The 15,820-nt window shown below is 62.9% G+C and carries 23 protein-coding genes; 8 read left to right on the plus strand and 15 right to left on the minus strand.

Going from position 1 to position 15,820, the window contains the following annotated elements; all coding sequences use genetic code 11:
- Positions 1 to 191 precede the first annotated feature (191 nt).
- On the minus strand, positions 192 to 599 hold the full coding sequence (locus F614_RS0111890) for a prepilin-type N-terminal cleavage/methylation domain-containing protein (RefSeq protein ID WP_018865509.1): 408 nt from the start codon (positions 597 to 599) through the stop codon (positions 192 to 194).
- 264 nt (positions 600 to 863) lie between these two features.
- On the opposite strand from F614_RS0111890, the gene F614_RS0111895 reads away from it, so the two are divergent.
- The gene (locus tag F614_RS0111895; RefSeq protein WP_018865510.1) at positions 864 to 1,334 is read left to right on the plus strand and encodes a tetratricopeptide repeat protein; all 471 of its coding nucleotides are present in this window, start codon (positions 864 to 866) and stop codon (positions 1,332 to 1,334) included.
- Positions 1,335 to 1,449: 115 nt separating this feature from the next.
- On the opposite strand, the gene F614_RS0111900 is transcribed toward F614_RS0111895, so the two are convergent.
- The 4 genes from F614_RS0111900 to F614_RS0111915 are packed head-to-tail and all read right to left on the minus strand — an operon-like array spanning position 1,450 to position 5,434.
- Complete coding sequence (locus F614_RS0111900; protein WP_018865511.1) at positions 1,450 to 2,781, minus strand: prepilin-type N-terminal cleavage/methylation domain-containing protein; 1,332 nt, start codon at positions 2,779 to 2,781, stop codon at positions 1,450 to 1,452.
- A gap of 50 nt (positions 2,782 to 2,831) precedes the next feature.
- Complete coding sequence (locus tag F614_RS0111905; protein WP_018865512.1) at positions 2,832 to 4,031, minus strand: PilX N-terminal domain-containing pilus assembly protein; 1,200 nt, start codon at positions 4,029 to 4,031, stop codon at positions 2,832 to 2,834.
- Positions 4,032 to 4,055: 24 nt separating this feature from the next.
- Entirely contained in the window at positions 4,056 to 4,904 is an 849-nt protein-coding gene (locus F614_RS0111910) for a PilW family protein (RefSeq protein WP_081619715.1), read from the minus strand.
- Positions 4,898 to 5,434 (minus strand): GspH/FimT family pseudopilin, encoded by a 537-nt coding sequence (locus tag F614_RS0111915; protein WP_018865514.1) that lies wholly within the window; start codon positions 5,432 to 5,434, stop codon positions 4,898 to 4,900. Before F614_RS0111915 ends, F614_RS0111910 begins: the two co-directional genes overlap by 7 nt.
- Positions 5,435 to 5,615: 181 nt before the next feature.
- On the opposite strand from F614_RS0111915, the gene F614_RS0111920 reads away from it, so the two are divergent.
- Positions 5,616 to 6,029, plus strand: coding sequence for a type IV pilin protein (locus F614_RS0111920; RefSeq protein WP_018865515.1), 414 nt, complete (start codon positions 5,616 to 5,618; stop codon positions 6,027 to 6,029).
- Between the two features lie 47 nt (positions 6,030 to 6,076).
- On the opposite strand, the gene F614_RS0111925 is transcribed toward F614_RS0111920, so the two are convergent.
- The gene (locus F614_RS0111925; RefSeq protein WP_018865516.1) at positions 6,077 to 6,646 is read right to left on the minus strand and encodes a GspH/FimT family pseudopilin; all 570 of its coding nucleotides are present in this window, start codon (positions 6,644 to 6,646) and stop codon (positions 6,077 to 6,079) included.
- A gap of 253 nt (positions 6,647 to 6,899) precedes the next feature.
- Here F614_RS0111925 and F614_RS0111930 point away from each other — a divergent pair, with 253 nt between their 5' ends.
- Positions 6,900 to 7,766, plus strand: a complete 867-nt coding sequence (locus tag F614_RS0111930; protein WP_019558953.1) for an SUMF1/EgtB/PvdO family nonheme iron enzyme — start codon at positions 6,900 to 6,902, stop codon at positions 7,764 to 7,766.
- Between the two features lie 306 nt (positions 7,767 to 8,072).
- Here F614_RS0111930 and F614_RS0111935 read toward each other — a convergent pair whose 3' ends face one another.
- From F614_RS0111935 to F614_RS0111960, 6 genes are all read right to left on the minus strand, one after another.
- Positions 8,073 to 8,453, minus strand: a complete 381-nt coding sequence (locus F614_RS0111935; protein ID WP_018881456.1) for a type II toxin-antitoxin system VapC family toxin — start codon at positions 8,451 to 8,453, stop codon at positions 8,073 to 8,075.
- The gene (locus F614_RS0111940) at positions 8,453 to 8,698 is read right to left on the minus strand and encodes a type II toxin-antitoxin system Phd/YefM family antitoxin (protein ID WP_018878759.1); all 246 of its coding nucleotides are present in this window, start codon (positions 8,696 to 8,698) and stop codon (positions 8,453 to 8,455) included. Before F614_RS0111940 ends, F614_RS0111935 begins: the two co-directional genes overlap by 1 nt.
- Before the next feature lie 203 nt (positions 8,699 to 8,901).
- The gene (locus F614_RS0111945; RefSeq protein ID WP_018865520.1) at positions 8,902 to 9,156 is read right to left on the minus strand and encodes a Txe/YoeB family addiction module toxin; all 255 of its coding nucleotides are present in this window, start codon (positions 9,154 to 9,156) and stop codon (positions 8,902 to 8,904) included.
- Positions 9,153 to 9,404 (minus strand): type II toxin-antitoxin system Phd/YefM family antitoxin, encoded by a 252-nt coding sequence (locus tag F614_RS0111950; RefSeq protein ID WP_018141477.1) that lies wholly within the window; start codon positions 9,402 to 9,404, stop codon positions 9,153 to 9,155. Before F614_RS0111950 ends, F614_RS0111945 begins: the two co-directional genes overlap by 4 nt.
- 233 nt (positions 9,405 to 9,637) lie before the next feature.
- On the minus strand, positions 9,638 to 10,177 hold the full coding sequence (locus F614_RS0111955) for a protein disulfide oxidoreductase (RefSeq protein WP_019558954.1): 540 nt from the start codon (positions 10,175 to 10,177) through the stop codon (positions 9,638 to 9,640).
- Positions 10,174 to 10,605 (minus strand): hypothetical protein, encoded by a 432-nt coding sequence (locus tag F614_RS0111960; RefSeq protein WP_018876557.1) that lies wholly within the window; start codon positions 10,603 to 10,605, stop codon positions 10,174 to 10,176. Before F614_RS0111960 ends, F614_RS0111955 begins: the two co-directional genes overlap by 4 nt.
- Before the next feature lie 136 nt (positions 10,606 to 10,741).
- Here F614_RS0111960 and nadA point away from each other — a divergent pair, with 136 nt between their 5' ends.
- The 3 genes from nadA to F614_RS0111975 all read left to right on the plus strand — a co-directional run bounded on the left by nadA (position 10,742) and on the right by F614_RS0111975 (position 12,536).
- Positions 10,742 to 11,824: a quinolinate synthase NadA gene (nadA, locus tag F614_RS0111965; RefSeq protein WP_019558955.1), complete on the plus strand. Its 1,083-nt coding sequence runs from the start codon at positions 10,742 to 10,744 to the stop codon at positions 11,822 to 11,824.
- Positions 11,825 to 11,978: 154 nt separating this feature from the next.
- Positions 11,979 to 12,203: a DUF433 domain-containing protein gene (locus F614_RS0111970; protein WP_018865525.1), complete on the plus strand. Its 225-nt coding sequence runs from the start codon at positions 11,979 to 11,981 to the stop codon at positions 12,201 to 12,203.
- Positions 12,204 to 12,536 (plus strand): DUF5615 family PIN-like protein, encoded by a 333-nt coding sequence (locus F614_RS0111975; RefSeq protein WP_018865526.1) that lies wholly within the window; start codon positions 12,204 to 12,206, stop codon positions 12,534 to 12,536.
- Between the two features lie 58 nt (positions 12,537 to 12,594).
- On the opposite strand, the gene F614_RS0111980 is transcribed toward F614_RS0111975, so the two are convergent.
- Positions 12,595 to 12,801, minus strand: a complete 207-nt coding sequence (locus F614_RS0111980; protein ID WP_018865527.1) for a hypothetical protein — start codon at positions 12,799 to 12,801, stop codon at positions 12,595 to 12,597.
- Between the two features lie 86 nt (positions 12,802 to 12,887).
- Between F614_RS0111980 and F614_RS0111985 the strand changes: the two genes are divergently transcribed.
- A complete protein-coding gene (locus F614_RS0111985; RefSeq protein WP_026329861.1) occupies positions 12,888 to 13,241 on the plus strand; it encodes a hypothetical protein in 354 nt (117 codons plus the stop codon).
- Between the two features lie 422 nt (positions 13,242 to 13,663).
- Here the strand turns inward: F614_RS0111985 and F614_RS0111990 are convergent, their stop codons facing one another.
- Both F614_RS0111990 and F614_RS0111995 read right to left on the minus strand, forming a co-directional pair.
- A complete protein-coding gene (locus F614_RS0111990) occupies positions 13,664 to 14,194 on the minus strand; it encodes a hypothetical protein (RefSeq protein WP_019558957.1) in 531 nt (176 codons plus the stop codon).
- Positions 14,195 to 14,361: 167 nt separating this feature from the next.
- Positions 14,362 to 14,943: a thioredoxin family protein gene (locus tag F614_RS0111995; RefSeq protein ID WP_018865530.1), complete on the minus strand. Its 582-nt coding sequence runs from the start codon at positions 14,941 to 14,943 to the stop codon at positions 14,362 to 14,364.
- A 114-nt stretch (positions 14,944 to 15,057) separates the two neighbouring features.
- Between F614_RS0111995 and F614_RS0112000 the strand changes: the two genes are divergently transcribed.
- Complete coding sequence (locus tag F614_RS0112000) at positions 15,058 to 15,798, plus strand: ferredoxin--NADP reductase (RefSeq protein ID WP_019558958.1); 741 nt, start codon at positions 15,058 to 15,060, stop codon at positions 15,796 to 15,798.
- Positions 15,799 to 15,820: the final 22 nt, after the last annotated feature.

A 15,820-nucleotide genomic window follows, 5' to 3' on the forward strand; every position in this document is an offset into this window, starting at 1 on the left:
GAGTGCGGACCCCACAAGCCACACCTCCGCCGCCGTCTCGAGTCTAGAACACCTCAACACCCTTCGCCGGCCTGCGAAATCCAAAGGTAGACCCCTAGCCAAGAAAAAGCCCTGGCATCAACTTGACGCCAGGGCTTGGTCGTGCTCAGGACTAAATAAATCTGTCCCCGTTGCTTATTCTTCTTCGCCCGTTACGCGGGATCTGCTTCGTCGGTGCAACCGCGGATGTCTTGATCACCGTAGCCATCGGCGACGCAGGTGGCAACGGTGCCTTCTTCGTTCACGTTAAGGGTGATCGTGCCGCGGCCACTGCTGTCAGAACTGATAGTTGCGCCTGTCCAATTCGGGGCGGTGCCATCAAGGTCCGCCTCAACCGCTTCGGTGGAGCAGAAATCAGCATCTGTGTCGCGTCCAGTTTGAATTGCTTCTGCGACACACGTCAGGACGCCGCGGGCTTCGGCTAGATCGGCCCCGCCGGCGGCGCGGTCGGTGTAGTTCTGATAGGCCGGCAGCGCGATAGCAGCCAGGATGCCGATGATCGCGACGACGATCATCAGTTCGATTAGGGTGAAGCCCTGTTGGGCGGTCTTCTTCTGCATGGTGGTTCCCCTTGTGTTCGGTTGGAGGCGTCCTTTTGGAGCGCAGCAGAGAACAAGCAGGAGGCGTGCCAACTCGGAGATTGGGGCGGCATGGCGAGCCTGCAGCCCCTGGGGCCCATTTGAGCGCCCATTTGGCACGGGTTACAAACCCCTTGTCGCAGTGACAACCTGTGCCAAGCAATACGTTCGGCACAGGTGGGTGCTGCGATATGGTGCGGATTTACCTGTGGTGTACGATTGAGGCAACCAACGAGAGAAACGGTCATGCATTGGATCTCCATCGACACGGCGATGCGCGTCACCGGCCTGGCCCGTCGCACGCTTTGGCGTCGGGTTGCCGGGCACCCGGAGTGGAAGCGAAATCTGGACGAGCCGTTACAGCGGGCACTCATTGCCGTCGATGCACTGCGTTCGGATTTGCTCTTTGATGCGACGGAGGACGATCTCGCGGTACTTGTCGCGGCGGATCGGCGCGAGCCGGAGTCGATGAACGATCTGGCACTTTTGCTGCTGGAGGCGGGGCATCCGGAGTCGGCGCTGGAATGGCTAAGCCGGGCCGCCAAGAAGGACCACCCGGACGCAATGCATTGGCTGGGCCGTTGTTATATCTCGGGCGAGGGGTGCATTGCTGACCGAAGTGAGGGGCTTGCGTGGCTTCAGCGCAGTGCGAAGAAGGGGCATGTGATTTCGGCTCGTCAGCTGGACGCGCTCGCTTCAGGCTTGCCCTCCGGCTGACGCCGAAGAGGTGTAGCGACAGGCCATTTATCTTTTCACAAGGTCGTTTTATCCATTCGGGTCGGCCGAAACCGGCCCACCCTGTTGCGCCCCAAAAATCCCAAACGAGCTGGATCTAAAAACCGGGCTCCAAGCAGGATTCGTCGTGGTTATCTCCGGTCGGGTTAAAGCAGTAGTTCTGACCGATGTTCTTGTTGGCCGTAAGGAGCTCCTTCAGGCCTTCCGGGAGGTTGTCGCATTGGCCGCTTTCGGCCAGCACGAAGTGGTGTCCGAAGTCGTCGTCAGCCTCACTCGGGTTGTAGAAATCCTCGCGAGGAAGAGCCTCTTGCGGAACGGTGAGTCCGGTTTGTACGCCCAGTTCAACCCCTTGCCTAATGCCGCGGTTGGAGGTTTCGGCGCGATATCGGCGTCGATCAATCTCGATGAGGTGGCGTGAGCCCCAGTCCACTGCAGGGTAACCTGTCGGTTCGGTGTCGTCCGGGTCCCCTAGGCAGACGTTGTAAGTGGGTTGTCGGCCGGTGGCGCTAAACTCCCGGCGCAGTAGCTCGGTGTTCCCGTACCAGTTGGAGCCCGCAAAACATTGATAAAACATGACCGCATTGCCGTTAAAAACGCTCGCGCCAGGGCCCGTTAGCCCTAGCACGTTGGCGACCGAGCCCCCTTCAAACGTGACATCGGCGGCATCGATGCGATTATTGATGCAGGCCTGAACGGTTCGTGTATCGGAGCGGACAACTTCGAAGTCTTCGAGGTCCAGGTCCGCGTGGTCGCTCGTGCGGAACACGAAGCCCGAGATTGATGCGAAGCCGATCCCATCGGGATCCGCGATCTCGATGATCACGTCGTCCGCGCGGACGATCTGCCGGCGGCCATCTTCGTCGCTGTAACGTTCTTCGTAATCCTCGAAGACGGTTCTACTTGTAACGTCCGGATTGGTGGGGTCCAGTGGCTCGCGCCCTGTGAGCTCGCGGCCCGATCGTGGGCCGTCTTGTTCGCCTCCTGGCAGCCGACCCCGGGCGATGTTGCCGATGTCGCCAAGGTCGTCCCATGCGATATTGCTGGCGACTTCGACGCTTTCGCGCGGCCCCCACGGGCTATCCCAGGAGACTGTTACCTGGGCGGTGTGCAGGGCGGGGTTTGTCCCTGCGTCGGGGTGGATCAGGATGGATCGCTCGATCTCGAAGTTGGCATTAGTGCCTTCATGGGTGTCTGTGTTGCTTTCTGCCGCCAGGCGAGTCGGATTGCCCCGAAGCCGTTCGATCTCCGCGCTGGCCAGGCGGACGGCCTCCGATCGGGTTTTGGTTTCGGCTGCGCCGGTGATGAGTTCACCGTGCAGTTTGGCGATGGCGAGCAGCCCCACTGACACGACGGCCAGCGCAATCAAGGCCTCGAGCAAGGTGACCCCTTTGGTCCGCGAGCTGAGCTGTCCCTTCGATGCGTGGTTCATTCGATGTTCCTCTCTCCCCGTCACTAGCGGGGCGTTGAGCATGGGGCGCGTTATTGGGAGAGCCAGTCGCGCCATGAGCCCGTTACTGCGCCGCGACGGCCAACATTGCTAGCGCCACCGGCCGCGACGGGGTCAAAAATGAATTTCGGGTTGCCGGCGATAAAATCTGGATCCGCTTCGTTAAGGATGGTGGTGTTGCGTTCGATGATCGCGGCTCCGTAGAACTCGGGATTGCCCGTGGCAACGAGTTCCTCCTTGACATAAAGAACACCGTGAAATTCGTCGAATTGTCCACGGGCCGTTACGTTTCCATCGACCACCATTACGACTGGGTTTTCCCGGGTTCCGATCGTACCCTCGAGGGTAATGTCACCATCGACCCAAATGGTCTGTCCGTTGTATTCGGGGCCGAGGTTGCCGGGAAACTCACCCTCTTCGAAGTGGTGCGTTACGAGATTGTCTCGGTATTCTTCTCGCGGCGCGCCCATGAAGCGCTCGAAAAACTCGTCATCTGGTATATTCATGGACGGGTCGTAGTCGAGTACGTCGACCCCGATTCGATCCTTGTTGGACATCTCCCGGTAGATGCTGCTGCCGGGGCCGGGGACTGGGTCATCAAGTGCCGGTGGTTGTTCCGTAAGTTGGCGCATGAATGTAGTCCCCGCGTTCCCGGATATATCTACCGCGCTACCCGTGCGGATGGTCAGGTTGTTGTATGCGTTGAACACTTCGGCGTTGCCGCGGATGTCGACGCCGCCGCGGGTGATTATGGGGTTGTTCGGGGGGTTGCCGAGTGATGGCCCGGCTTTCATGGTAATCAATACCGCCTGCGACGCCGATTCGTCGTCACTCCAGCCGCAGGCCATGACCACGAACTCGCGGTTGTCGAAGTCCGTGGGGAGGGTGGGTGCCACAAAACCGGCAGCGGTGTTGCTGCATCCAGTGGGGGCATCGTCCAGGCTGTAGTAAGCGACCCTGTAGGGGCCATTGGCGTTGTCATTGACCGAGGATGGGTCGTAGTTGCCGCGGCGGATGTGGTCCATGGCGGTTTCGAGCCCGCTCTGGGCGGCGGCGGCGGTTTGCTTGGCCCGGATCTCGTTCCCGGACATGCGCTGCTCCAGTATGGACGTCTGTGCGGCGAAAATAATGGTGATCGTCACGGCAACCATGATGATGAGCGCGATCAGGAGCGATGCGACGCCGTCCATTCGGTGGCCGATACGATGGTGGTTGGCTCTTGTTGCGTACATGTCAATGCACTCCGGCGTTCCAGGTCAGGGCGCCCAGATCACGCGATGGTTTCGGGCTTTGGCGCTTTCATTCAGGAACGTTCGGGTCGTCGAGTCTTGGGCGTGCTCGGCTTCCAGCAGGATATTGATGCGGCGCATTTCGACCAGCACGTCTCCCGCTTCGGTGTCACTGGGCGGTGTCGCGCAAGCCGGCGCCGTGCTGGCTGTGCTGGTGATCTCGGAATAGTCGCCGTCTGCTGTGGAGGCGTTCATGCAGATGGATCCCGCTGTAGAGAAACGTAGCCGGATAATGGATGTCGTGTCTGGATCCGTGATGGATTCCCAGCCGCTGCTTTCATCGCAAACGCCGCTGGATGTCTGGTCGCGTGGTGCGTTGAGTATTTGGATCGCACCGCTTTCAAGGCGGTAGCCGAAGACATACTGGCGGTTGTCGCCTTGTAGGTCGGTCAAGTCGTACGGAAGGTCATCGTCAGCGGGATAGGTAAACGTTGGGTCGTAGGCAACCAGTATGCAGTCACCTCCATGGATGCTCATGTCGCGGATCGGTGTGTCGTCAGCGCGCATGAAGGGATTATCCGGGAGTTCGTCTGCATTTTGCTGCACGCGGCTTGTGTGTGAGTACCCGGCCCGTCGGATGTCGTTGATCATCATGTCCATTGCCACGCGTGTTTCCTGCGTGAGGCGAGCCTCCTGTGTGACGAAGATCGCGCCGCGGATGACCGTGATGTACAGCGCTGCGATGGCGGCGATCACCAAAGTGGCAACCAGGATGCCGACCATTAACTCCACAAGTGTGAAGCCATAACTGCGCGCAGGCGCCGGGGCGCGAGATAAAGCACCCAGCTTTTGGGGGCCCTGATGGACTTTCAACATGACCTGTACCCCGCTCTGCCGTTATCTGTCCCGCATACGCTTGGGCGGCCAATGGCATTGATTTCAACCTCCATTCCGTAGCCTTTCGGGGAGGAGAATTCCAAGGTCGCCGGGGCTCCCGAGACCGCGGTGCCGCGGACGTGACTGAACTGGATCTCGAGGTCACCTGCAGGCATATCGATGTTTCGAAACTGATTGGCGCGAACAGTTCTTTCGACCGGGTCTTCGGTGCCCGCCATACGGACGGTGCATGAGTTTTCTACCGAGCAGCTGCAGTCAGGAGATTCCGATATCCCATGGCACCACTCGGACCCAGCCTCGGACACGAAGTAGATATCGCGACCCTGCTTGATGGCTTCGGTCCGGGCAATCTGGATCTGGTGTAGAGCGCTTTCTGCCGCCCCTACGACACGTCGTTGCTCGATCATATTGAAGACGGGCACAGACGCAGCCAGCAGGATAGCCATGACCGCTAGTGTGACCACGAGCTCGATCAGGGTGAAGCCCGGGCTGGAGGAGCGGTTGGCCATGCGCGAATCCGGAGGAGTTATGCCTGACCCCTATTATACGGATTGCGATATCGTGGCAGAGGACGATTGTGACCACTCAGGGGTCGAAAGAGACCATTCGGCGACCTGGATGAATGCGGGGCTACCGACTTGTGGTGCAATCAATTCAGAAGCAAGTCTTCATGCCAAGGGAGAAACCGCGATGCAACAGACACACGCCCGGATGAGCGGGTTTACACTGATCGAGGTGATGATCGTGGTCGCCGTCATCGGGATTTTGGCCGCGATCGCCTATCCCGCATATCAGAACTACGTCCTGAAGGCGCAAAGGGCCGATGCGCACGATGCTCTCATGAGTATCCAGCTCGCGCAGGAGCGATTCAGGGCCAACAACCCGACTTATGCTACCGATCTGTCGGCGCTGGGAAGAGATGGCATCCTCTCCGACGACGAGCACTACAGTTTGGTGCTGTCCGATGTTTCGGCTTCCGGCTACACGATCACGGCCTCCCCCAGGAACTGGCAGACAAACGACACCTGTTCCGAGATTTCCCTGACTGTGAGTGGCGGTGCGGCAGAGCGGAACGCGAAGCCCTCGCGCGATGAATGTTGGTGATGGTAAAGGGCTTGGTCACATGGGGGCATCGCCCCGCGCCGTGGTTGTCAGCAGCTATCCAGCGAAGCTGAGCGCGGGCGCCCCACGCTGCTGACAATGACGCGGCGGGCTGTGGAGTAGGAGCTGCTGCAGACGCTGAAGCTCCCCATTTGCAAAGCGCCGCTGATGCGCTGCGTTGTTCCGCGCGGGACGTAGGATACGTAGTCCTTGACAGGCGCATTACCCGTGATCGAAAGCATGTCCTGCAACTCTGCACTCTCGTAACCAATGAGCGGGTCCTCGTTGGAGCGTGTGCCCGAGTGCGTCGGGTCGGCGAACCAGATCCAGCCGTAGGCCCAGTCGCCGTCTTCGCGGCAGGTCTCGCCGTCGCTGGATGGACACAGCGTGACGCGCTCGTTCCGCTTGATCGCCTCGCTGCGGGCCAGGTGCATGGCGTTGAGCAGGCTGTTGGTGGCGCCGATGATTCGCTGACGTTCGAGCATTTCGCTGAACGCGGGGGCCGCGAGCGTGGCCAGAATGGCGAGCACACCCAGAGTGACCATCAGCTCGATGGCTGTAATTCCCTTGCAATTCCGCATCGTCGTCTCCTCCCTGAGATCGCGTGCAGGCGTGAGCATAGACGAGCACGGCGGGCGGGGCCATCCGCCAACCCGGGTGACGCTGGAACGTTACCGGTGGCAGGTTGCCTACAAGTCAAAGGTCCCGACAGGCATGGTGGCTATGGTTCTGTTTGGACGCCGTGCATTCGACGGGAGATTGCTTCGCTTCGCTCGCAATGACGGGGTGGAGAGGGCAATGACGGGGTAGGGCTGGCAGAGACGGGATGTAGCGTCTGCTGCGAAATCGAAGGTCTTGGAGGTGAGTGGGCCCATGGTGAAGGACGTGCAGCGGATGGATCAGGCGGATCTGCTGGATCTGCAGCAGCAGGCGGCGCGTGCGGCAAGGCTGGACGTCACGTTTCGCGACGAGGCCCGCTCTGGGGCGCCGACGCCGGAGCTGCAGGTGATCCCGCCCGGCGAGTTCGAGATGGGTTCGGATGCCTCGGAGTACGGCCATCAGCCGCACGAGGGGCCGCGCCGCTACGTGGCGCTGGAGCGGCCCTTCGCCCTGGGGCGCTACGCGATTACGCGCGAGGAGTGGGAGGCGTTCCAGGCGGCGACGGGCTGGGAGCCCTGGGAGTGGCTGGTGTGGCCGAGTACGCCGCGCATGCCAATCTTCAATATCAAGCCGGATAGTATCCAGCAGTACCTGGACTGGCTGAGCGAGGAGACGGGCAAGCGCTATCGTCTGCCGACCGAGGCGGAGTGGGAATACGCCTGCCGGGCCGGTACTCGCACGCCGTTTGCCTTTGGCGAAGTGGTGGGGTGTCGCGACGTGCACTTCAATTCGCTGTTTCCGTACGAGGAGCGACGCCAGCGGCGCAAGTGGTACATCCCGGCGTGTTTCCCGCTGTCGCGGCCGCTGGATGTGGGCAGCTTTCAGCCCAACCTCTGGGGGTTGTACGACATGCACGGCAATGTGCAGGAGTTTACTTCTACGCCATGGCACGACAGCCACGCGAACTGTCCCCGCGACGGTGTCTATCGCGCCGACCCGGACAACGAGTGGGTGGTCACCAAGGGCGGTTCCTGGTTCGATGCCGCCGTGAATACCCGCAGCGCCGCCCGGCGCCGCCGCAACATCGACGAGATGGATACCAACCTGGGCTTCCGCGTCCTGCGCGAACTGGACGTTTGAGCCGGCCCCGGGGCGGCAGTAGCGTCGGGATGAACCACAGAGGATACGGAGGGCGCGGAGAAAACCCAGGGCGGGTCTCGTAGGGGGCGTCTCGCTGCATGGATCGGATTCGCGGGCGGCTGTCGTTCCCCCTCGGACCCGTACACTTGTCGCTCTCCACGCCCGGCGAAATATCGGCGGTTTTCTCCGTGCCCTCCGTGTCCTCTGTGGTGAACAATCACAGGCCGGGCACCCTTACCGAGTTTTCGTAGGAGCGATGCGTTTCGCTTCGCTCAACGGCATCCTACGGTCGGAGTAAAGGGGCCGCTATTCGGGTCGGAACAGGTGGATCTCCAGGCCCTCGATGTGCCGATAGTGCCGATGGTTGGCCGTGACGATTGGCAAGCCCAGCTGTGTGGCGGTCGCCGCAATCAGCGCATCGGCCATCTGCATGTTGTGGCTGAGGGCGTAGGTCTCGACAAGGAAGGTTGCGCGGTTCGAGATGGCTTCGCTTACCGGTTGGATGCGGGCATCCCAGTACTGGACGGCTTGGCGCAGCGCGCGGAATTCGGACTGGTCGCGCAGCCCCTGGACGAGTTCCATGTAGGTGACTGCGGACACTGTGAATCCCGGCGAGCTGTCGAGCCATTCGCTGGCTCGCTGATTCCCGCGCAGATTCCAGATCAGGACATCCGTGTCCACTAGCATTACTTGAAGTTCCTGGGTTGCCGGATCCGGCGGATGTGTTCGTCGACCGGGTCGGTTTGGTCGCGCCAGAGCCCGAACAGCGGGTTATGTGCGGAGCGCGCCTGGGTCGCTTCACTGCGAGCCCGGTAGGGGACAAGTCGGGCGCGCAACTGGCCCCGGTAGGTGATCTCGATCTCCTCCCCTCGGTCCACGGCGGCAAGCAACTCGCGGCTGTGCAGGCGCATGTCCTTGGTGGTAGCTTCCATGACGGCCCCCGTTGGTTACACTTTGAAGTGTAACTAAAGTGCGTTGGTGGTCAAGAAGCTGGGTTGCCGGCCACGATCATTTTGATGTGTTTCGCTGCGCTCAGCCGCATCCTACGAGGGGTTTCTTGAGCGTAGGGTGCACTGAGCGGAGCGAACTGCACCGTTCGCTTGGTCGCGAACGTTGGCGCATCCGATGCTTCCGGTCAGTAGTGGTAGCGGAGCTGCGCGATCAGCAGGGTTCCGTCGTCCACCTTGTATACGATGCGGTGTTCGCTATCGATCCGGCGGGACCAGTAGCCGGCAAGGTTGTGCTTGAGGGGTTCGGGCTTCCCGATGCCCGTAAACGGGTCGCGCTGGATGGCCTTGATGAGCTCGTTCACGCGGCGAAGGGTTTTCTTGTCGTGTCGTTGCCAGTAGAGATAGTCCTCCCAGGCAAGTTCAGCAAAGAGTAGCCTCACTCCTCCAGGCTCCGTTCCTTGCCTCCCCCTTGCTCCAGTTCGGCGACCGAGGCAAGCAGGCGCCGAGCATTCTCTGGTGCCCGAAGCAGGTAGGCCGTTTCCTGTAGCGCCTCAAAGTCTTCCAGTGACATCATGACCACGGAGGGGGCTTTGTTGCGGGTGATGATAATCGTGGAATGGTCTTCGCAGACCTGTTCCATCGTCTTGGCCAGATTGCTCCGCGCTGCGGTGTAGCTAATGGCGTCCATGGAGTACCCCTTGGGTCCGGATCTGTACATGTACGGGATAATGTACGATTCGGCGTGAGCCATAGCAAGCGAACGGACCATCGTTGATGGACGCTTATGGGAGCTGCTCGGTACCAGCCGGGGGCGCACGTTGGGGGGTAATGCGTGTCGCTCCGTTCAACCGCATCCTACGGTTGGATTGCGGCGCGTAGGATGCACTGAGCGCAGCGAACTGCACCGTTTGCTGGAGGCTGTTACAGCCAGCGGGCGAGCCAGAGGCGCAGGCGGAGTTCGAACGGGGGGGCGTAGCCCTGCTTGCGGAAGACGATGTCGCCGTCGGGGTTGATGATGAACGTGGCCGGCACGCCGCGGACGTTGTACTGCGCGGCCAGGGTGCCTTGGGGATCGTTGACGACGGCCAGCTCGCGTTCGCGTTCGTTCAGGTGGTCCAGGACCTCCTCGGGCGTGCCGGACTGCATGGCCACCGTGAGCACCGGGTGGCTTTGCGACAGGCGCACGATCTCGCCTTCCTCGAGGCGGCAGATCGGGCACCAGGTGGCCCAGAAGTGCAGCAGCATGGGTTCGTCCGCGTAGTCGGCGAGCGTTACCGGCGTACCATCCAGTAACTGGGCCTCGAACTCGGGTGCCGGGCCCTCGACCATGTCGCGCGCCATCCAGGCGCGCACGACCAGAAAGATCACCAGCGCCAGGCCGATCTGGATGCCCCAGGACAGCGCGCGGCGGCGGCCGGAGGGCTTCGGGCGTTTCGGTTTCTCGGGCGTGGTCTCGGTCAACGGATCATCTCGGCTTGTCCGGGGCGAGCGCGGGTGCCGCGTTTTTTCGGGCCCTTGCGCACCGCGATGCGTACCAGTTCGTCCTCGTCGTCCATCAGTCGTTCCCGCTGGGCCTCGGTGAGCAGCGGGTTGCGCGCGACGAAGTAGCGCAGGTTGGGGTCGCGATCGTTCACGCAGGCCTCGACCTGGTCCGGGGTCAGGTCCGGGCGTTTGGCGCAGTTCAGGCGTACGGTCTGGTTGGGGTCGGCCAGGAGCAGCGCGACTTCCTCCGGCGTCAGGTCCATACGCCGGGAGAAGTACGCCTTCACCTGGGCGTGCTGGTCGCGGACCAGCAACGGTCGCCAGCGCTCGTCAAGCGCTCCGGAGAGGGCCAGGTCCATGCGCTCTTCGAATGACAGCGCCTTGTATTGGCGGGTGAGCTCGTCCATCGGGAGGGCATTATAGGCGCGCTGCTTGGGTTACGCGGGCACGCCCCCACAATTTGCAGGAACGACAGCACGCCGGGGCCTGTCGTACCATAAGCAGACGATAATCTTCTCCGACTGCTTCGGAGAGCGAGGGATCATGAACGCACCCGTAGCCGACAAGCCGCTTTACCACGTGCCGAGCACGGCCCACGTGACGGCTTCGCTGCACGCGTTGACCGATGCCCAGCGCGACGAGCTGGTGCGCCGCATCAAGCGCCTGCTGATCGAACGCAACGCGGTGCTGGTGGCCCATTACTACGTGGACGAGTCGCTGCAGCGGCTGGCGGACGAGACCGGTGGTTGTGTGGCCGACTCCCTGGAGATGGCGCGTTTCGGCAAGGAGCACCCGGCCGAGACGCTGGTGGTCGCCGGGGTGCGCTTCATGGGCGAGACGGCCAAGATCCTGAGCCCGGAGAAGCGCGTGCTGATGCCCACGCTGGAGGCCGAGTGCTCGCTGGATCTCGGCTGCCCGGCCGACGAGTTCGCGAAGTTCCGCGCCCAGTACCCGGACCACACGGTGGTGGTGTACTCCAACACCTCGGTGGACGTGAAGGCGCAGGCCGACTACGTCGTCACCTCGAGCATTGCCGTCCCGCTGGTCGAGCACCTGCGCGACCAGGGCAAGAAGGTCCTGTGGGCCCCGGACAAGCACCTGGGCGACTACATCCGCCGCACTACCGGCGCCGACATGGTGCTGTGGGACGGCTCCTGCGTGGTGCACGACGAGTTTCGCTCCTGGGCGCTGGAGGACCTGCGCGGCCGCCACCCCGGTGCTGCGGTGCTGGTGCATCCGGAGTCCCCGCGCGAGGTGATCCATCAGGCCGATGTGGTTGGCTCCACCAGCCAGCTGATCGCGGCGGTGAAGGAGCGCCCGGAACAGGAATTCATCGTGGCGACCGACAAGGGCATCTTCTACAAGATGCAGCAGGCGGCGCCGGGCAAGACCCTGATCGAGGCCCCCACCGGCGGCCACAGCGCCACCTGCACCAGTTGCGCCCATTGCCCGTGGATGGCCATGAACGACCTGGTCTCGCTGGCCGACACGCTGGAAGACACCGCGGAACCCGCGAAGAACGAGATCTTCGTCGACGAGATCGCGCGCCAGAAGGCCCTGGTGGCCACGCAGCGCATGCTCGATTTCGCCGCCGAACACCGCAAGGCCACCGCCGGCGACGCCTGACGAGGTGTCTTGTAGGAGCCTGCTTGCAGGCGAAGCCCCTGCCCGCGCCCGACTCTGGCGAACATGACATTCGCGGACCCGTTTGCTCCAGCATTGGTCCGATAACGATACACTTCGTCGATACATTCTCTGGTCGTCTGCGCAGGAGGCCATCATGAGCGAGTTGCAACGCATCACCTTTGATCCGGAAATCTGCGGTGGACGCCCTTGCATCCGCGGCACCCGGATGCGAGTGCGGGATGTCCTTGACCTTCTGGCGGCAGGGGCCTCGCGGGAGGAAATTCTGGAGGACTACCCCTACCTGACGGGCGAAGACATTACCGAGGCGTTGCGGTTTGCCGCGCGTCAAACGGATCACCCTGTTCTTCACGTCGCCTGAATGCGCTTCCTGGTCGACGCTCAGCTGCCGCCGGCCCTTGCGCGTTGGCTCGTTGACCAGGGTGTTGCGGCCGAGCATGTTGCGGATGTCGGACTTCTTGAGGCTTCCGATAAAGAAATCTGGGCGGAAGCTCTCCGAACGGGGGCCGTCATCGTGACCAAGGATGAGGATTTCGCCGTGTGGCGCTCCGCGGACTCGGGGGCCTATCCAGCCGTCGTCTGGCTTCGAATCGGAAATACCCGGAAAGCGGCCTTGCTCGAATGGTTCAAGCCGCTTCTACCTCGCGTGCTCCGGGCGCTGGAGAACGGCGAATCGCTGATTGAAGTCGACTGAGCGAGCGGCCCCTCGCTGAGCGAGTCCTGACACCACGTCTACTCAGGTGGAGTTGAAGTTAGCGGTCGTTCAGCCAGGCGGCCCACTGGGAGTGGGTAGAGACGTCCACGCCGTCGGCCTTCGCGGCCTGTTGCAGGTGGGTCTGCAGGTCGGCCATCAGTTCGGAATCCATCAGATCGGGCTCCAGGGTGAGCTGCGCATGCAGCGTGCTGTAGACGAGCTTGAGTTCATTTACCGGGTACTGCGACCAGTCGAGGTGGGCCATGGCGTCCGTTCTCCGTTTCCATCAGTTGAGTTATAGCCTGAGGGTGGCCTGTGATGCCATTCAAAAGCACCTGCGTGGTGGCGGAGATGTTTAAGCGCCGGGCACGTCTGCTGGTGGCGTCGGAACGCCCGGACGGGCGTGCCGCGCGCGTGGCGGAGCTGGCCGCGGCGGCCGAGTTCGAGGGCTGGATCGAGGTACGTCCGGCGCGCGCGATGTGCGCGCTGACGGATGATGACCTGGCCTGGGCCGATTTGCTGGTGGCGGTCGACACCGCCGCCGCCCGCGCCATGCCCGAACATCGGCCCGCGACCTGCCGCCCGAAATACTGGCGCTTGCCCGCCGATACCGGCGCGGAGCTGGATCTGCAGGCCCTGGAGGCCTTGCGTTGCATGGTTGGCGGGATGCGTATGCTGGCGCGGGTGGATGCCGAAGACGCCTGAGGGGCATGTCGGCGCGTCCCGCCCAGTGTTCTTCAAGACGCAAGGCATTGCCTTGCGAATCCCGAGTAATCCCGGCCGCAGCAAAGCGGAGAGGCGGGATCTGCGGTGGTTACTTTGACCGGGCGTCTCAGATCCCGGATAACCGCTGCGCGGTTTCCGGTATGACGTCGAGAGGGGTGATCGGGGATACCCGGGCGTGATCGCGAGGGGCGCGCCCGGGTTGGTTCCGACCGATCGCCACGGCGCTGCGCGTCTCGCGATGACGATGCTTCTCGCAGTTCGCGTCATGGCGAGGCTCCGTCAGGGGCCGTGGCCATCTGCGGACGCAACCGCTGAGGGTTGCCTGGCTCGGCGTCGGGGCTGTCCACGCGGCTCGCTGCTGCACGTCACGCGATGACGGGTCAGTTTTCCCTGTAGGCCTCCTAGTCGGGGGTGTAGGGCGTCGGTGCGCGGGCGTGCAGCTGGGCCAGGTGGTCTTCGTAGAGGGTCCAGATGCGCGGCGCGATGGCGCCGCGTGTACCGGGGTAGGTGAGGCGGTCGGGGTTGAAGCTGATCAGGCGTTCGATCTCGGTGCAGCGCAGCTCCTCGTTGATCACGTTGAAGATCAGGATCTGCGTGCCCTGGTCGGCGATGGGCAACAGGGCGCCGATGATGCCGGTGTCGTTCAGTCCGGGCTCGCCGCGGGCGTCGCCGAGCTCGGCGGGGGGGCGCACCAGCGTCCCCAGCAGTTCCTGGTAGGCCTGATCACAGGCGTAGCAGATCTCGGGCGCACGCAGCCCCTGCACCCGGGCGCAGGCCTGCTGCACGGTGGTGTCGGGCAGGGCCATGCGCTCCGGTGGAATCGGGATGCGGTTCGATTCGCCATTCGGCAGCAGGCGCGGTACCGCCTCCTGACAGGACGGGCATCGCCAGGTGGCGATGCGGGGGCCGTCGATTACGTTGCTGGGAGGCATCTGGCGACCCTCATCCGGGGGTTCGGGGCGGCATGCGGCGGGCGGTAGCGAACGCCTGGGTTGCTGGCTGATGAGGGCGGGGCCATTCGCGAGCAGGCTCGCTCCCACAGGGGCGGGCCCACCGGTCCTGCCCCCTGGGTCGTCCTCGTTTCAAGCGAGCCTCCTGTTCAGCCGAAGTAGTCCGGTTCGTTACCGGGGCGCCACTTGATATTGCAACCGAGGCTGGGGTGCTGCGGCTCCGGTGCCGGCTGGCCGGCGAGCAGGGCATCGCTGGCGGCGCGCAGGTCGCGGCCGGTGACCGGGGTGTCGGAACCGGGGCGGGTCTCGTCGAACTGGCCGCGGTAGAAGAGCTTGCGCTCGGCATCGAACAGGTACAGGTCCGGGGTGCAGGCCGCGTGGTAGGCCTTGGCGACGGACTGGTCCTCGTCGAGGCAGTAGGGAAAGTTGTAGCCGAAGCGACGGGCGTCGTCCTTCATCTTGTCCGGGGCATCGTCCGGCACCGCCTGGATGTCGTTCGAGTTGATCGCGATTACCGCGATGCCCTTGTTCGAGTATTCGCGACCGTAGCGCGCGAATTCGTGGCGGATCAGCTGCACGAACGGGCAGTGATTGCAGATGAAGGCGATCATGTAGCCTTTCGCGTCGGGGAAGCTGTCGAGGCTGACGTTTTCGCCGGAGACGACGTCCGGCAGGGAGAAGTTGGGTGCCTCGGTACCGAGTTCGATCATCTGCGAGGGGGTGCGGGCCATGACTGCTCCAGTGGTCGGATTTGCGACAATTATACGGCGTTGGCCGGGGATGCTTGAAACCTTCCGACTGCGACCGCAATCTTTGAACAGTACCTGAGTAATGGAGTAGGGAATATGGGCTGGGTGACCGGTGTCGTACGGGAGCGCAAGCAGTGGACGGACCGCCTGTTCTCGCTGCGCGTGGATGCCGAGGTCGAGCCGTTCAAGGCGGGGCAGTTCAATCGCCTGCGCCTGGAGATCGACGGGGAGATGGTGGGACGGCCGTATTCGTACGTGAACGCCCCGGGCGAGACCCCGCTGGATTTTTATCTGATCACCGTGCCGGACGGCCCATTGTCCAACCGCCTGGTGCAGCTGGAGCCGGGTGATCAGGTGGAGTTGATGCCGCGCGCGACCGGCTTCTTTACCCTGGACGAGCTCCCCGACAGTCGCGACCTTTGGCTGTTGTCCACCGGTACCGCGCTGGGACCCTTCCTGTCCATCCTGAAGACAGACACCCCGTGGGAGCGCTTCGAGAATATCCGTCTGGTCCACGCGGTGCGCAAGGCGGAGGAACTTACCTACCAGGACACCATTCGGGAGTTTCAGGAGCGCGACGCGAAGCGGTTTCAGTACATCCCGTTCGTCAGTCGCGATCCGTTCCCCGGGGGGCTCGAAGGGCGGGTGCCGGCCGCGATCGCCGAGGGCCGGCTGGAACACCACGCGGGCCTGAAGATTACCCCGGAGCATTCGCAGGTGATGCTGTGCGGCAACCCGGCCATGGTGCAGGACACGACCGCGATCCTGAAGGAGCGCGGCCTGGCGAAGAATCGCCGGCGCAAGCCGGGGCATATCACCACCGAGAACTATTGGTAGGCCCGGGGCTTTTTGGATTCGG

The sequence above is a fragment of the Thioalkalivibrio sp. ALE12 genome (genome assembly GCF_000381105.1).
Classification (GTDB): domain Bacteria; phylum Pseudomonadota; class Gammaproteobacteria; order Ectothiorhodospirales; family Ectothiorhodospiraceae; genus Thioalkalivibrio.

Bases quoted from the DNA above. Each gene is read 5' to 3' on its own strand.
- F614_RS0111890 (WP_018865509.1), bottom strand. From the start codon at position 599: ATGCAGAAGAAGACCGCCCAACAGGGCTTCACCCTAATCGAACTGATG.
- F614_RS0111895 (WP_018865510.1), top strand. From the start codon at position 864: ATGCATTGGATCTCCATCGACACGGCGATGCGCGTCACCGGCCTGGCC.
- F614_RS0111900 (WP_018865511.1), bottom strand. From the start codon at position 2,781: ATGAACCACGCATCGAAGGGACAGCTCAGCTCGCGGACCAAAGGGGTC.
- F614_RS0111905 (WP_018865512.1), bottom strand. From the start codon at position 4,031: ATGTACGCAACAAGAGCCAACCACCATCGTATCGGCCACCGAATGGAC.
- F614_RS0111910 (WP_081619715.1), bottom strand. From the start codon at position 4,904: ATGTTGAAAGTCCATCAGGGCCCCCAAAAGCTGGGTGCTTTATCTCGC.
- F614_RS0111915 (WP_018865514.1), bottom strand. From the start codon at position 5,434: ATGGCCAACCGCTCCTCCAGCCCGGGCTTCACCCTGATCGAGCTCGTG.
- F614_RS0111920 (WP_018865515.1), top strand. From the start codon at position 5,616: ATGCAACAGACACACGCCCGGATGAGCGGGTTTACACTGATCGAGGTG.
- F614_RS0111925 (WP_018865516.1), bottom strand. From the start codon at position 6,646: ATGCTCACGCCTGCACGCGATCTCAGGGAGGAGACGACGATGCGGAAT.
- F614_RS0111930 (WP_019558953.1), top strand. From the start codon at position 6,900: ATGGTGAAGGACGTGCAGCGGATGGATCAGGCGGATCTGCTGGATCTG.
- F614_RS0111935 (WP_018881456.1), bottom strand. From the start codon at position 8,453: ATGCTAGTGGACACGGATGTCCTGATCTGGAATCTGCGCGGGAATCAG.
- F614_RS0111940 (WP_018878759.1), bottom strand. From the start codon at position 8,698: ATGGAAGCTACCACCAAGGACATGCGCCTGCACAGCCGCGAGTTGCTT.
- F614_RS0111950 (WP_018141477.1), bottom strand. From the start codon at position 9,404: ATGGACGCCATTAGCTACACCGCAGCGCGGAGCAATCTGGCCAAGACG.
- F614_RS0111960 (WP_018876557.1), bottom strand. From the start codon at position 10,605: ATGGACGAGCTCACCCGCCAATACAAGGCGCTGTCATTCGAAGAGCGC.
- nadA (WP_019558955.1), top strand. From the start codon at position 10,742: ATGAACGCACCCGTAGCCGACAAGCCGCTTTACCACGTGCCGAGCACG.
- F614_RS0111970 (WP_018865525.1), top strand. From the start codon at position 11,979: ATGAGCGAGTTGCAACGCATCACCTTTGATCCGGAAATCTGCGGTGGA.
- F614_RS0111975 (WP_018865526.1), top strand. From the start codon at position 12,204: ATGCGCTTCCTGGTCGACGCTCAGCTGCCGCCGGCCCTTGCGCGTTGG.
- F614_RS0111980 (WP_018865527.1), bottom strand. From the start codon at position 12,801: ATGGCCCACCTCGACTGGTCGCAGTACCCGGTAAATGAACTCAAGCTC.
- F614_RS0111985 (WP_026329861.1), top strand. From the start codon at position 12,888: ATGTTTAAGCGCCGGGCACGTCTGCTGGTGGCGTCGGAACGCCCGGAC.
- F614_RS0111990 (WP_019558957.1), bottom strand. From the start codon at position 14,194: ATGCCTCCCAGCAACGTAATCGACGGCCCCCGCATCGCCACCTGGCGA.
- F614_RS0111995 (WP_018865530.1), bottom strand. From the start codon at position 14,943: ATGGCCCGCACCCCCTCGCAGATGATCGAACTCGGTACCGAGGCACCC.
- F614_RS0112000 (WP_019558958.1), top strand. From the start codon at position 15,058: ATGGGCTGGGTGACCGGTGTCGTACGGGAGCGCAAGCAGTGGACGGAC.